13 protein-coding genes are annotated in these 14557 nt (G+C 45.1%); 6 read left to right on the forward strand and 7 right to left on the reverse strand.

From position 1 onward, the window contains the following. The first annotated feature begins 16 nt into the window (after positions 1-16). The gene (locus tag JMX03_RS04020; RefSeq protein ID WP_201594657.1) at positions 17-607 is read left to right on the forward strand and encodes a PepSY domain-containing protein; all 591 of its coding nucleotides are present in this window, start codon (positions 17-19) and stop codon (positions 605-607) included. Between the two features lie 101 nt (positions 608-708). Here JMX03_RS04020 and JMX03_RS04025 read toward each other — a convergent pair whose 3' ends face one another. The 6 genes from JMX03_RS04025 to hutU form a co-directional block, all read right to left on the reverse strand. Then, positions 709-1215: an IS630 family transposase gene (locus JMX03_RS04025; RefSeq protein ID WP_201594333.1), complete on the reverse strand. Its 507-nt coding sequence runs from the start codon at positions 1213-1215 to the stop codon at positions 709-711. Positions 1216-1259: 44 nt separating this feature from the next. Next, positions 1260-1745, reverse strand: a complete 486-nt coding sequence (locus tag JMX03_RS04030) for a winged helix-turn-helix domain-containing protein (RefSeq protein ID WP_201594188.1) — start codon at positions 1743-1745, stop codon at positions 1260-1262. A gap of 76 nt (positions 1746-1821) precedes the next feature. Further along, positions 1822-3153, reverse strand: a complete 1332-nt coding sequence (hutI, locus tag JMX03_RS04035; protein ID WP_227695269.1) for an imidazolonepropionase — start codon at positions 3151-3153, stop codon at positions 1822-1824. A 290-nt stretch (positions 3154-3443) separates the two neighbouring features. Beyond that, the gene (locus tag JMX03_RS04040; RefSeq protein ID WP_201594659.1) at positions 3444-4559 is read right to left on the reverse strand and encodes a formimidoylglutamase; all 1116 of its coding nucleotides are present in this window, start codon (positions 4557-4559) and stop codon (positions 3444-3446) included. Between the two features lie 241 nt (positions 4560-4800). Beyond that, positions 4801-6363: a histidine ammonia-lyase gene (gene hutH / locus JMX03_RS04045; protein ID WP_201594661.1), complete on the reverse strand. Its 1563-nt coding sequence runs from the start codon at positions 6361-6363 to the stop codon at positions 4801-4803. Positions 6364-6418: 55 nt separating this feature from the next. Then, positions 6419-8134 (reverse strand): urocanate hydratase, encoded by a 1716-nt coding sequence (hutU, locus tag JMX03_RS04050; RefSeq protein ID WP_201597785.1) that lies wholly within the window; start codon positions 8132-8134, stop codon positions 6419-6421. A gap of 300 nt (positions 8135-8434) precedes the next feature. On the opposite strand from hutU, the gene JMX03_RS04055 reads away from it, so the two are divergent. From JMX03_RS04055 to JMX03_RS04070, 4 genes are all read left to right on the forward strand, one after another. Beyond that, the gene (locus tag JMX03_RS04055) at positions 8435-9166 is read left to right on the forward strand and encodes a UTRA domain-containing protein (RefSeq protein ID WP_227695285.1); all 732 of its coding nucleotides are present in this window, start codon (positions 8435-8437) and stop codon (positions 9164-9166) included. A 333-nt stretch (positions 9167-9499) separates the two neighbouring features. Next, positions 9500-10318 carry an amino acid ABC transporter substrate-binding protein gene (locus JMX03_RS04060; protein ID WP_201575276.1) on the forward strand — a complete coding sequence of 273 codons (819 nt, stop codon included), beginning with the start codon at positions 9500-9502 and terminating at the stop codon, positions 10316-10318. Beyond that, positions 10318-11055: an amino acid ABC transporter permease gene (locus JMX03_RS04065; protein WP_307781399.1), complete on the forward strand. Its 738-nt coding sequence runs from the start codon at positions 10318-10320 to the stop codon at positions 11053-11055. Before JMX03_RS04060 ends, JMX03_RS04065 begins: the two co-directional genes overlap by 1 nt. Before the next feature lie 54 nt (positions 11056-11109). Then, the gene (locus tag JMX03_RS04070; protein WP_201594665.1) at positions 11110-11853 is read left to right on the forward strand and encodes an amino acid ABC transporter ATP-binding protein; all 744 of its coding nucleotides are present in this window, start codon (positions 11110-11112) and stop codon (positions 11851-11853) included. Between the two features lie 150 nt (positions 11854-12003). Here JMX03_RS04070 and JMX03_RS04075 read toward each other — a convergent pair whose 3' ends face one another. After that, complete coding sequence (locus tag JMX03_RS04075; RefSeq protein ID WP_201594667.1) at positions 12004-12951, reverse strand: DMT family transporter; 948 nt, start codon at positions 12949-12951, stop codon at positions 12004-12006. A gap of 300 nt (positions 12952-13251) precedes the next feature. On the opposite strand from JMX03_RS04075, the gene JMX03_RS04080 reads away from it, so the two are divergent. Beyond that, positions 13252-14457 (forward strand): energy transducer TonB, encoded by a 1206-nt coding sequence (locus JMX03_RS04080; protein WP_201594669.1) that lies wholly within the window; start codon positions 13252-13254, stop codon positions 14455-14457. The last annotated feature ends 100 nt before the right edge of the window (positions 14458-14557 follow it).

Here is a 14557-nt window from a genome sequence, read left to right on the forward strand (position 1 = left end):
CATCAAGGAGAAAACGATGAATAAGACATTGAAGCGCCTTCAAGTCACTACACTAGGAACTTGTCTGGCTCTAGCTTTAGGCACAGGTGTGATTAGTACCACTGCTCATGCCGTTTCAGCAGCAAAAGTACGTGCCGCTCAATCTGTCAAGATTAGCTTAAGACAGGCGGTTAGTGTGGCTCTAAGAGATGTTCTTGATGATGTTTCTGTCATCCTAATCAATGCAGACTTCGACTATGAAGACAACGACTCTACCAGTGGCGGTGGGGTGTATGATCTTGAGTTTACTGATGGTAAGGCTGAATATAAAGTAAAAGTCGACGCGCGCACGGCTCGAGTGGTTGATACGGATACCGATAGTCTAGATGACAGTGAGGCAGATGACTACGAAAGACAAAAAAGAGCAAAGATAAATATTAAAGATGTTATTAATACCGTAGAAGATCGAGCCGATAGCCTTGTTTTGGGCATTGAATTCATACACAGTCAAGATTATCCTCGACATCCTACCTACTATCAGGTAGACAGGTTAAGAGGCGACCAAATTATGGAACTTAAAATCAATGCCGAAACAGGCCGAGAATTTGAGCGTAAAATCAAGAGATAAATCAGCGCCTATCAATCATAAAAACCTGCTAATCCTGTTAGCAGGTTTTTTTGGGTAAGCAAATGACATCAATAGCCCGAAAATAATACCAAACCCAACAATTAAAGTTGCGCCCAGGTACGAGCAGTTAACGACCGAATTCTTTGTGGCTGTTTAAGCAAATTATTCCAAGCCAAGCAAGTGGCATCGACAATAGCCTCATAACTGTCATAACAACGATTAGATAGCTCATTTTGCTTAAGGTACTGCCATACTCTCTCAGAGGGATTGAGCTCAGGTGAATAAGGCGGTAGTTTAAGCATAGTGACATTAGCCTGATTCAAGCTTGGTTGATGCCATAATGCGCCGTCCATCACCACCACCGCATGACGTCCTTTTGGAACGGCTTTACTAATCTCTTGCATATGCAATAACATGGTGTGTTTATTAACGAAAGGCAGTACTAAGCCGACAGCCTTCTTTGTCGCTGGACAAAAGGCACCAAACAGATAAGCGGAATGAAACTGTTGCTGCTTGATCAGTCGAGGTCGCCCACCGCGGTAATGCCAAACTCTGGTCAATGAGCCTTGTTGTCCTATTCGAGTTTCATCTTGAAACCAGATGTCCACTTGATCTAGGCTCACATCAGTAGGCAGTGACGCCTTAACCTGTGCTATAAAGTTTTTTTAAAAGCGTCTTGAGCTTGTGGGTCGGCTTTTGGATGCTGACTACGAGCACTTATCCAACTCATATCAATACGCTTGAGTAGCTCGTAGATACCGTTAACGGTGTAGTGAGCGTTGTAGTGTTCTTTAGCCAATTGCTGAATGTCTTTGCCGGTTAGACGACCGCCAGCGCGCTTTTCTTGTTCAGAGACTATCATGGCTTTAAAAGCGGCTGTGTCTGCTTCTGCCAATTTGCTGCGACGACCTCGACGATGACGATCGTAGAGACTCTCAAGTCCTCGTTCATAATATCGCTTCAATGTCCGTCTGGCAGTTTCAGGATGTATGCAGAGGTCTTTGGCAATATCGTTGGTGGCTTTGCCTATACTATATTGGTATAAGATGAGCAGGCGTAGTCGGGCTCTGGGATTGCGCTCAGTCTTTGAGTGTTTGCCAAAGTCATGGTCTTCTAGGTTATGTATTGGTATAGTCATAAGTGGATTATACTATATATTTTGGGTTTGGTATAACATTAATTTATTTTCGGCACAAGCTTTAATAGAAACTCTACTAACGCCATTGCCCCTGATACATTACTCCTTTAATAGGATTTAGCCCTATTTGATAAGCAAGGTCAGCAGGGCGCGCGATATCCCATAATGCTAAATCAGCATCGTAACCCACTTCTATTTTGCCTTTTTTGGCGAGACCTAACGCTTGTGCCGCATGAACAGTTGCCCCTGCCAATACTTCTTCAGTAGTGAGATAAAATAATGTACAGCCCATATTCATCGCTAATAACAGCGACGTCAATGGCGAAGTGCCGGGGTTGCAATCTGTTGAAACGGCAATCGGAATTTGATGTTTGCGCAATGCTTCTATCGGTGGCAGCTTAGTATCACGCAAAGTATAAAAAGCACCTGGCAATAGCACGGCTACCGTGTTGCTTGCGGCCATTTTTTTAATATCGTCTTCTGCTAAATGCTCAAGATGGTCGCTTGATAGTCCTTGGTATTCTGCTACCAAAGCACTAGCGCCTATGTTTGATAACTGCTCGGAATGCAACTTAACTGGTAAGTCTAATGAACGAGCGACTTCAAAGACGCGCTTAATCTGCTCAGCAGTAAAGGCGATGTTTTCACAAAAGCCATCGACTGCATCGACCAAGCCCTCGCTATGCAAGATTGGTAACCACTGGCAAACTTGCTCGATATACGCATCGGCATTGTCTTTATACTCTGGCGGTAACGCATGGGCGGCCAAATAAGTGGTGCTAACATGAATGTTGTGTTTGTCGCCGAGCGCGCGGGCGACTTTCAGCATTTTACGTTCAGTTTCTAAATCCAGTCCATAGCCAGATTTGATTTCGATACTGGTCACGCCTTCTTTGATGAGCGCGAGCAGGCGTTTTTCACTTTGCGCAAACAATTCTTCCTCATTCGCTGCGCGGGTGGCGCTAACGGTTGAGACAATGCCGCCACCTTGTGCCGCGATATCTTGATAACTGGCACCTTGCAATCGCGCTTCGAACTCGTTGCTGCGGTTACCGCCATAAACGATATGGGTATGACAATCGATGAGTCCGGGCGTGACCCAGTTGCCGTAAACATCTTTGATTTGATCGCTTTTATAATGAGTAAGATGCGGCTTTATTTGCTCATGCGTACCAACCCATGCAATTTTGCCGTCTTTGATACCGATAGCGGCGTTTTCTAACTGACCATAAGGGGTGCTTTTATTTTGATCATTGCTTTGATTGGCGCTTTGGTTGTCGCGATAAATATCAAACCCGTATTGTGCTGAAAAGGTGGCAAGATTGGCATTGATAATGAGGTGGTCAAATGATATCAAAGTGGAATCATTTGTAGGCATTTGGTCTGTAGGATTTATTGTATTAGTCATAATGTGCTCCTGCTTATTAGTATAGATTTAGTGCAGCCATCCATAGTCCGTTTACTTTAAAACAGACATTGTGTCGTTGGTAAAAACGCTTCTTGCTGTGGTGCTGCTGACAGAGGATGTGCAAAATTTACTTCAGTAGCCTTGTACGGTTGGTTTATTTTAAAAATGCTATAGCGTGACTGGTACAAATTTTACTCGCTTGTTGTGCGCAAGCGAGACAAAGGCTTCGCAAAATTCATTCCAGTCACTTGTATAAATATTCATAACACTTTTATTCTGTATCGATTTATTTATACTAAAAGTAAATGCTGCTCGATAATAGTCGCCAAGAGGCGAGCGGCAACTTTGCAGCTGCGCGCATCAACATCAAAGGTTGGATTAATCTCGGCAATGTCAGCCATTTTTACTTTGCCTGATGCCATGATACGTTTGACCGCGCGCTCAACGAAGCTCAGCTCAATACCATAGGCGGCTGGCGCACTGACACCAGGTACGATGCTCGATGGCAAGCAATCCATATCAATGGTTAAGTAGATCACATCAACGTCATTGATAAAATTTTCTATTTGAGCAGCAATTTTTTTCCACTTTTTGTTGGTGCAATCTTCGTCACTGATAATGTGTACGCCTAACTGCTCAGCACGGTCGAAGAGCGCGGCAGTATTGGAAAACCGACTGACGCCAATACAGCAATAGTTAAATGGCTGATCCTGTTCATTAAGGTGCTCGGCTATTTGGCGAAATGGCGTACCAGACGTGGCGACATCAGATTGGCGAATATCTAGATGAGCGTCAAAGTTAATCACCCCGATGGTAGGCATTGTGCTTGCATGGCTTTTAACATGGCTTTCAACATTATTTTCAAAATAGTTTTCGACATTGCTAACGTTATTAGTAGGCTGATCGGTTTCTGATGACAGCGCCTGCCATAATCCTACAAAACTGCCATAAGCGATGGCATGACCACCACCAAGCCCAATAGGTAGGCCGCCTTGCTGGATAATATGACTTATCTTATCGGCATATTTTACTTGAGCTTGCTCAAGAGTACGCTCGGCAAAATCATCATTATCATGACAATGGATATCGCCAGCATCACCTAGTAGAGTCGGCAATTGACCATCAAAGCGTTGTTGTAACTCAGCGATGACTGGCAGCGCTGCAAAAGCCTGACGAATCAAGGGCGGAGCCGCTCTGGCACCTACGCGTCCTTGATTGCGTCTGACACCTTGGTCACAAGCGAATCCGACCAGTCCAATGCGCTGACCGTTTTGCTGACTGGTGCTATCAAAGTCATAAGGCTGAGCTATTTGATACCAGTAGCGGGCGCGCGCAGTTTCAAACGGCTCAGCACGGCCTGTCCACCGACTCATATCAGCTGCAGTGTGGCTAACGGCTATTGTCATTGTTGACCTCCTTTCATAATATAAAACCTGACTCTCAATTTAGTATGGCTTATGCCAATAAAGCTAGATGGTTGAGAGTGGGTTTTATATATAAAATTTGGTGGTGTGTCAAAAAGTATGCTGATTAAAATTTGAACAATTTTTGAAGCCTTGAAAGCCCTATAGAATCAGAGAACTTAGCATAGATTTCGTATTGACTTTTATCGCCAGCATACTTTTTAGAACACCACCTAAAATTTTTCTATTTAGACTCATACCAATCACTACGCAGTGACTGCCAATATTCGGTGAGCGTACCATCTAATACCAGCTGCTTTGCGGCTTCGATATCAGGCGCTAGGTAGCGATCTTTATCATAAAAAGTGACTTGCTCGCGTAGTTTCTGATGCGCTGTCTGTAATGGCTCTGAAGTATCTAGTCCACGATGGAAGTCGATACCTTGACCAGCAGCCAATAGCTCAATACCAACGATGGTAGCGGTATTTTGCGCCATCTCATATAGGCGGCGCGCACAATAGGTTGCCATCGATACATGGTCTTCTTGGTTGGCAGAAGTTGGAATGCTATCAACGCTGCCAGGATGGGCGATAGACTTGTTCTCTGAAGCTAGCGCCGCTGCGGTCACATGGGCAATCATAAAGCCTGAGTTTACCCCCGCATTATCCACCAAGAATGGCGGTAGGCCACCTGACAAGGTTGCATCAATTAATAAAGCCACACGGCGCTCAGACATAGAGCCAATCTCGGCTATTGCCAATGCTAAAATATCTGCAGCAAAAGCAACTGGCTCAGCATGAAAGTTACCACCTGAGATAGCCACTGGGCCATCATCGTTAGTGAAAATCAGCGGATTATCGGTCACCGCATTAGATTCAATTAATAAAGTCTTGCCTGCTTGGTTGATGATATCAAGGCAAGCACCCATGACTTGTGGCTGGCAGCGTAAGCAATAAGGGTCTTGTACTCTATCGTCTTGCTCACCATCATGGGAGGCGCGAATAGCACTGCCTTTAATCAGCTGACGATGCGCTTTAGCGATTTCAATTTGCCCATGATGACCACGCACTTCATGAATACGTGCGTCAAATGGGGCATCCGAGCCTTTGGCGGCATCAATAGACATGGAGCCGACGATGGTGGCTGTCTCAAGTAAATCTCGCGCTAAGAAATAACCGCGCAATGCCAGTGCGGTGGATACTTGGGTGCCGTTAATCAAGGCAAGACCTTCCTTTGCCGCAAGAGTAATGGGCTCAAGACCATGCTGCGCTAATGCCTCAGCAGCGGGTACTTTTTTGCCGCCAACATAGACGTCGCCTTCGCCCATCATGGCCAGCGTCATATGCGATAAAGGTGCTAAGTCACCAGAGGCGCCAACGGAGCCTTTGGCAGGAATGTTTGGCGTAATTTGATTATTAATTAAGCCAAGTAAGCTATCGACCACAGCGCGTCGGACGCCAGAGACGCCCTGCGCGAGGCTAGCAACTTTCATCACCATAATTAGCCTGACCACGTTGTCTGGTAGCGCCTCGCCAGTACCCACTGAGTGAGAAACAATAAGGTTACGCTGCAGTAGCTCAAGCTGATCATCACTGATACGGGTTTTTGCTAATAGGCCAAAACCGGTATTGATACCATAAGCGCTTTTATCACGCGCAATAATGGTACGTACATCTTCATGCGAGGCATCTATCGCCTCATAAGCACTGTCGGGTAGCGTCAATATGACAGGTTGCTCATAAATATCGCGCAACATCTCAAAGCTTAATTGGCGTGGGTGTAGGGTTAGTTTTTTGATATCAGTCATGCGAGTTATCCTAGTTATATAACTATTTATTTTTATAGTGTAAAAGTGGTTTGTTCTATTTAATCATCGGTAGATTTAAGCCGTAGTCTTTCGCTGTTTTGATAGCCAGCTCATAGCCTGCATCCGCATGACGCATCACACCTGAGCCGCAATCATTGACCAGTACTCGCGCCAAGCGCTTGGCAGCCGCATCTGTGCCGTCAGCGACGATGACCATGCCAGAGTGCTGCGAGTAACCCATACCTACGCCGCCGCCATGATGCAATGACACCCAAGTGGCGCCGCCTGCGACATTGAGCATGCCATTTAATAATGCCCAGTCAGACACAGCGTCCGAGCCATCTTTCATACTTTCTGTTTCGCGGTTTGGGCTGGCAACAGAGCCAGTATCCAAATGGTCACGGCCGATAACGATAGGACCTTTTAGCTCACCATTTTTAACCATCTCATTAAATGCCAAGCCTGCTTTGTCTCGTTCACCAAGACCTAACCAGCAGATACGCGCTGGCAAGCCTTGAAATTGAATACGTTCTTTCGCCATGTCTAGCCAGCGATGAATATGCTGATTTTCAGGGAACAGCTCTTTAATTTTTTGATCGGTTTTGTAGATATCTTCTGGATCACCTGATAATGCGACCCAGCGGAATGGGCCTTTGCCTTGGCAAAACAGCGGACGAATATAAGCAGGAACAAAACCTGGGAAATTAAAGGCGTTTTTTACCCCTTCATCAAAGGCAACTTGACGAATGTTATTACCATAATCAGTCGTTGGGATACCCATTTCTTGTAGATCTAGCATGGCCTGCACGTGTACGGCACAAGATGCGGCGGCATCTTTGGTTAAGGCGGCATGTTGGTCTGGATTTTCTTGTGCTGCTTTCCATTCTTCAACTGTCCAGCCACTTGGTAGATAGCCATTGATCAAATCATGAGCAGAAGTTTGATCAGTGACTAAGTCAGGTTTTATCTCGCCTGCATTGGCACGCTTGACCATCTCAGGCAAGATGTCTGCAGCGTTACCAAGTAGCGCGATTGAGACCGCTTCACCTGCATCCGTATGCTGCTTAATCAGCTCATAAGCATGGTCAAGATCGTCTGCTTGCTTATCGACGTAACCAGTACGCAAACGGAAATCAATACTAGACTGCTGGCACTCGATGTTTAGAGAAGTCGCGCCAGCAAAGGTCGCCGCTAATGGCTGTGCGCCGCCCATACCACCAAGACCTGCGGTCAAAATCCAGCGTCCGCTCCAGTCGCCATCATAATGCTGGCGACCTGCTTCGACAAAGGTCTCGTAAGTGCCTTGCACGATGCCTTGGGTGCCGATATATATCCAGCTACCGGCAGTCATCTGACCATACATAAATAGGTCTTTGCGATCCAGCTCATTGAAATGCTCCCACGTTGCCCAGCGCGGAACAAGGTTGGAGTTGGCAATCAATACGCGCGGTGCATTTTCATGAGTTTGAAAGACGCCAACCGGTTTGCCTGATTGCACGAGTAATGTCTCATCGTCTTCTAGTTCTTTGAGTGACGCGAGTATTTGATCATAGCTTTCCCAGTTACGGGCTGCACGTCCGATACCGCCATACACAACCAAGCTTTTTGGGTTTTCAGCGACGTCAGGGTGTAGGTTATTTTGCAGCATGCGATAAGGGGCTTCGGTCAGCCAGCTTTTGCAATTCAGCGTACTGCCAGTAGGCGCAGCAATATTACGACTCTCATCACGACGCGTAAATTCATTATTGTTGCTGGTGCCGTTGTTGCTCATTTCATTGTCAGTAATCATGATCATATCCTTGTGATTGTCTATACAGTTCGCTGGTGACATTTTAGTAGTAGCATTATTTGGTATAACGTAAGTTGTATATACAAATTATCAAAGATTATTTTCTCATGCAAGCATTTTTTTATAAATAGTTAAATTATTTATGAAGTTGCTTTGTTAGATAGGCTGTACTCATGGTGATTATGATAATGGTCATGATATTATGTCAGCACTTTTATAGCGGTATAGTGACACAATCGAAGACGACGGTTGAAGACGAGCATGACAAAGGTGAAGCGTGACATGACAAAAACAGTCCCAGCATATCAGCGGATTAAAAACGCAATATTGGATAATATCCATTCTGGAAAATGGCAGGCGGGCGAAGCTATCTCTACCGAAATGGCGTTGGCAGAAGAGTTTGGCGTATCGCGAATGACAGTAAACCGCGCCTTAAAAGAGTTAAGTGAAGAGCGGGTATTAGAGCGTCGGCAAGGGTCGGGGACATTTGTCGCACAGCAGCAGTTCAATCATACCTTTGTAGAAGTGCGTAATATTGCTCAAGATTTAAAGTCGGCCAATCGCGATTATCAAGCACAAGTGCTGAGCAAACGCGCTATTACCGCGAGCATGTTAGATGATGAAATGCGCCGTAAATTTGATATTGATGCACATGAAGTTGATAGTACTGAAGCGGCTATTTTATATGAAGTAAAAATCATTCATTTTGCCGATGGTCAGCCGATACAGTTTGAAGAGCGTTGGGTAGATGCGACAAAAGTACCAGCGTTCATTGAGCAAGATTTTAGCGTGGTGAATACCAGCGACTATCTCATTGCCGAAAGCCCACTTGAGCGTGGTAACTATACCATTCGAGCCTTAGCAGCACCTGATGAGATCGCTGATGCGCTACAGATTGCACCGCAGTCACCGACGTTAGTGCTACGTCGTCAGACTTATTCAGCAGGGAAGGTATTGACCTTTGTGAAGATGTGGCATGCAGGGGATCGCTATCAGTTTTCGGGAGAGTTATAACGATTTTACGCATGCTCACTTTTTTTGTACGGTTATTCTTGTCGCAGTAGGATAGTATATGAGCTATAGCTAGTTGAAAACGAAACTGTCATAAGTTCAATAGCACATCCTCATATTTTTGCTTCTTCTATTTAGGACTAACCATACATCTAATTTTACTGTGAAGAATAATATAAAATGGTATTGAAAAAATGCTCAATATCCTCAAATCGGGCAATCAAAGCCAGGTATTATAATGAATATTTTATTGTAGTATTTTGACTATAGGGTCTTATCCCATTTTTTATGCCTGATATACTTTTGCATCACTCACTTATCATATAAGGACGCCTTATGAAACGTCGTACTCTTTTAGCCCTTGCTGCCAGTACTGTATTACTTGCCGCTTGTGGTCAGTCTGGTAATGAAGCCAATGACAGTGCCGCGGCTGGTTCTGATTTACTGCAACGTATCAATAATGGCGGTGTTATCAACGTTGGTACTGAAGGTACGTATCCGCCGTATACTTATCATGACGAGAGCGGACAGCTGACTGGTTATGATGTCGAAGTGACCCGTGCGGTTGCAGAAAAACTAGGCGTTGATGTCGAATTTAAAGAAACGCAGTGGGATGCCATGCTGGCAGGTCTAGATGCAAAGCGTTTTGATATGGTTGCTAACCAAGTCAGTCTAACCACCCCAGAGCGTCAAGCTAAGTACGACATCGCTCAAGCATACAGTTGGTCAGGTGCGGTGGTTTTGGCGCCCAAATACGATGAGCGCTATAGTTCGTGGGATAACTTAAAAGGCTTACGTACTGCTCAATCGTTGTCGAGCAACTATGGTGAACTAGCAGAGCGCTATGAAGCCGAGATTATCCCTGTTGATGGGATGTCACAGGCGATACAGTTAGTGAAACAAGGCCGTGCTGACTTTACGATGAACGATCAGCTTGCGATACTCGATTATCTAAAGAAATTCCCAGACAGTGGGCTTGAGATTAAGCTGGTTGCGCCTGCCGATGAACAGCGTGGTTCAGGCTTAGTACTGCTCAAAGGTGATGACGCTGTCGTGGCAAAGCTAAACGAAGCGATGGGTGAATTACAAGCAGACGGCACACTGACGACGCTGAGTGAAGAGTTCTTTGGTGCTGATATAAGTCAACAAAAATAATGCTGGCTTCTATAACGTCGGTGCTGGCTGAGCTGCTGGCACTGTTGCCATTCATGAGTCCAGATCGGGCACAGATTGTTATCAGTTCATTTTGGCCAATGCTAAAGGGTGGTATCTATTATTCGATACCGCTCGCATTGATCTCGTTTGCGATTGGTATGATGATTGCGCTGACGGTGGCACTGATTCGTATTGTGCCCCGTGCTGGCTGGTTTCATGAGATTGTTTACCGGCTCGCTCGTATTTATGTGTCTGCGATTCGCGGTACACCGATGCTCGTGCAGCTGTTTATTATCTTTTACGGTCTGCCCAGTGTTGGCGTTAAGCTTGATCCATTCCCTTCCGCCATTATTGCCTTTTCACTGAATATCGGTGCTTATGCGTCTGAGACGGTACGCGCCTCGATTTTGTCCATTCCCAAAGGCCAATGGGAAGCCGGTTCAACGGTCGGGCTAACGTATTTACAAACCTTTCGCCATGTGATTTTGCCGCAAGCGCTACGGGTCTCAGTACCACCATTATCCAATACTTTTATAAGTCTGGTAAAAGACACTTCTTTGGCATCATTGGTACTCGTCACTGAGCTATTTAAACAAGCTCAGATCATCACAGCGCGTAATTATGAGTTCATGCTGGTCTATACCGAAGCAGCATTTATCTATTGGGGTATTTGTCTGATCTTGACCTTTATTCAAGGCAAGCTTGAGACCAGACTTGATCGTTATGTGGCCAAGTAGCTCATCGACTCATTCACGGGCAGTTTTAGCACTATCTGGACAACAGGAACGGTTATGATTCAAGTCAGCAATATCCACAAAGCCTTTGGTAGCAATCAAGTGCTCAAAGGCATCGATTTGACCATTCACAAAGGCCAAGTCGTGGTGATATTAGGGCCGTCAGGGTCAGGTAAAACCACCTTTTTGCGTTGTCTGAATGCGCTTGAGATTCCTGACCAAGGTGTTATTACGTTTGACGATGGTAGCTTGACGGTAGACTTTGCTACTAAGCCTAAGAAAAAAACCTTGCTAGCATTACAACGTAAGGCAGGCATGGTGTTTCAGTCTTATAATTTGTTTCCGCACAAGACGGCGATTGAAAACTTAATGCTAGGGCCAACAGTCGTGCAAGGACAAAGCAAAGCGCAGGCTCGAGAGCAGGCTTTAGCATTACTCAAAAAAGTAGGTCTCTCGGACAAAGCAGATTTGTATCCGTTTCAACTATCTGGTGGTCAGCAGCAGCGCGTGGGTATTGCGCGTGCGCTCGCCATTGAGCCGTCGTTACTGTTGTTTGATGAGCCGACCTCGGCGCTCGATCCAGAGCTGGTACAAGATGTGCTTGGAACCATGAAGCAGCTGGCCTCTGAAGGCTGGACGATGGTTGTCGTGACTCATGAGATTAACTTTGCGCGTGATGTCGCAGATCACGTGGTGTTGATTGAAGATGGTCACGTGGTCGAAGAGGGCAGCGCGCAGCAGTTGTTTGAGGACTCAAAACATCCGCGTACGCAGGCGTTTTTGCAGCGTATTGAGCAGTAGTAGATTTATAGTCATTCAAGTCATCTATCAAATCTCTACAGCACAAGCCTTTCATTTTTAGCAAAATAAAGCCCCAACTGTGATGTCATGGTTGGGGCTTTCTTAGGGTCTATTGAATGTTCAATAGACCCTAATAGCGAGTAATAAAAACTACACTTTTTGTCGTCTTCTTAACCAACGCGGTACACGCGTGGTCGTACCGTTTAATACAGCGTTTAACAAAGCGGCTAGTAGGATAAGTACCACGCCCATATACTGAATCCACGAAAGTGCTTGATGCAGCAGCAGTATAGAAAGGGCAATGGCGGTTAACGGCTCAAATATCGTAAACACTGAAGCGCGGGTAGCTGGTAATTTCTCCAGCGCTTTCATATAAAGAGCAAAAGGCACGACCGTTCCCAATAAGGACAGTCCTAAGACGTAGCCCCATGTAAGCAAAGGCAAGGTCAATAACTTCTCATAAGTTTGGTAGCTCTCAGGCAGTAATAGCAGCACACCAGCACTAATAACAATAGAGGTGAAAAACACCAAAGGGGCAGGATGCGCATAGTGCATCGCGCGCTTGCCGAGGACTCCGTATAGGGAATAGCAGACACCTGACAATAGCCCTAAAATAATACCCCAGTTGGCTTGCGCCTGCTCACCTAACATCGTCAGGCCAACGCCAAATACTGCCATTAATGCCAGCAATGCTGACTGCCGTGTAATGGACTCATTCAGAAAAAATGCTGAAAATAATAAGCTAAAAACGGGTGCCGTATAAAGTAGGGCGACAGCGGGGCCAGCACCAACATAAATAACAGCGAAGAAATAGCATACCGACATACTGAGTACACCAATCAGAGATTGGAGTACCAGTCCAAGCCATTGTTTTGGACGCAGCTTAATCAGATGTGGCCATAACTTTGGCAGCATGACGAGGATAAGAAAAGCGGCGGTCACGATGCGCAAAATGGTAATTTGCCAACCACTAAAGCCAATTTGGTTAAGGTAGGTCGAAAATATCCCTAAAGTACCCCAACAGATAGCGGCGGTGATAATTTGTATGGTGCCTATCCATGATTGCCGTGCTGACATTGCGCTATCTGTGTTTGCCATATCGTTCTCTTTTTTAGTATCTTATTGAAGCAGTTTTTTACGAAGTTTTTAATTAATCAAGATGTCTGAGCAAGAGTGAATTATCATTTCCAAAAGTAATACTGAAATAAGAAAAGACAACCCGATTGAGGGCTGTCTTTTTGTGTTATGTCAGTCTAGCACTAAAATATATATTTATTAAGGGTCAAAGGGATAACAGCTGTACAACAGCAAAAACAAAGGTATAAGGATTATAATATAGCGCAGATAAAACGATAAAGGCGCTCTTAATAAAATTTTCTTAACATGTATTGGGATATTATGAGATCAACGGATTTCAACACGCCGTCGCTTAAATTGATATTAATGGCTCTTCTTGTCGCTGTGGGGCTGCACGTGGTCACAGCAGTGGCGTTAATGAATGTCAAAACATCCACGCCAACTGTTGAACCAATCCAAACTTCATCGCCGATTGAAATCCAGTTGCTGACACTGCCGCCTGTGCAGGTGGAAAACTCAAAACCAGAAAGCCCTCGTTCATCAGAGACCATAAAAGAGGACTCACAAGCAAAGTCTGAGCCCGCACCAGTAGAAGATTCTAAGCAGAAAGAAGACTTGCAAGCAATAGACGAGCCTAATCAAGAAGTGCCTAATCAAGAAGAGCCTGAGCAGGTAGCAGCGTCTGAAGAAGTAGAGAATTTTGAGCCGATAGAGGAATTCACTCAAGTACAAGACTCTGAACAGGCAGAAGATATCAATCAAGTACAGGATTCTAAACCAGACGAAAATCTTGATTCAGCATCCAAAACCAATACCAGCACAGTAGAGCGCGCAGCCACAACAGTTACGACAGTCACCACGGTAATAAAAAAGTCAGACAGTGAGGCAGGGTCTGGCTCAAAAGTCACAGAGTCATCGCCTGTGTATGATAATACTTACACAAGCCATTCAACCAATCCCTCTACCCCAAACACTATGGTAACAGGGGTTTTGGGAAACAATAGTGAGGGTGGGAATAGAAGAGGAGGAGCTAAGCCTCCTACTATAGAGTCGACAGCACAAACTCCTAAAGACATAAGTGCAGTAAAAAATGCAGCAGGGTTAGCGGCACAGAAGGATTTTAGCCAAGAAGGGCGAGAAACAGACACTACCAAAGAGGAAAAAGCTGCCCAGCAGAAAGTGACAGCGCAATCCAAAGAGTCAGTAATGAATGATTCAGCAGTGAATGACCCAGTAGCTACTTTTGACACTCGCGATGCCGAATGGGTGTCCACCCCTAAGTTTCATTTTTCGGACAAAGCGAAATTTGGTCTAGAGTCTAAGCAGACACGTACCGTACTATTGTCTTTAATGGTGAAAAGGGACGGCAGGATAGAAAGTGTAAATAGAGAACAGCCATCAGGCAATACTGTCTTTGACAGAGAAGCAATGCAGCAAATAAAAAAGTACCAACTACAGCCGTTTATGAAAAACGATGTTGCAGTCAGAGGAAAAGTCATCATTCCAGTGGAGTATGAAGCACCTTAACAAACAGCAGTTTTATATCATTTACTTCATAAAACTGAGTTCATAAGAAGCTACTTTTGAGAAGGTACTTTATAGTATTACCCAATCAGTCAATGCTGCT

Source organism: Psychrobacter fulvigenes (assembly GCF_904846155.1).
GTDB classification, from domain to species: Bacteria; Pseudomonadota; Gammaproteobacteria; order Pseudomonadales; family Moraxellaceae; genus Psychrobacter; species Psychrobacter fulvigenes.